This window comes from Lactobacillus delbrueckii subsp. bulgaricus (assembly GCF_046938665.1).
GTDB classification, from domain to species: domain Bacteria; phylum Bacillota; class Bacilli; order Lactobacillales; family Lactobacillaceae; genus Lactobacillus; species Lactobacillus delbrueckii_C.
Genome location: NZ_JBKZCD010000077.1, coordinates 1 through 401, shown reverse-complemented (window position 1 = coordinate 401; position 401 = coordinate 1). Strand labels below are relative to the sequence as shown.

Here is a 401-nt window from a genome sequence, read left to right as displayed (position 1 = left end):
GGCAATTACACCCGCCTGTCCTACGATGACGCGGTTAAGATGCTGCAAGAAGCTGGCAAGGACTTCAAGTGGGGCGACGACTTTGGCGCGCCAGATGAAGCTTTCCTGTCCGAACAATTTGACCGGCCATTCTTCATCGTTAACTACCCAGTAGCAATCAAGCCATTCTACATGAAGAAGAACCCGGAAAACCCATTGACTTACCTCTGCGCCGACGTGGAAGCGCCAGAAGGCTACGGGGAAATCATGGGCGGGTCAGAACGTGAAGCTGACTACGACACCTTGAAGGCGCAAATCGAAGAAGCGGGCCTCAACCTGGACGACTACTCCTGGTACCTGGACCTGAGAAAGTACGGCAGCGTGCCGCACTCCGGCTTCGGGATGGGCTTTGAACGGGTTAT

At 54.9% G+C, this 401-nt stretch carries 1 protein-coding gene; it reads left to right on the top strand.

Translation table 11 applies throughout. The features are described 5' to 3' along the window. Positions 1-401: amino acid--tRNA ligase-related protein (locus tag ACLUXO_RS10260; RefSeq protein ID WP_412137456.1), on the top strand; the 401-nt coding region annotated here is incomplete at both ends.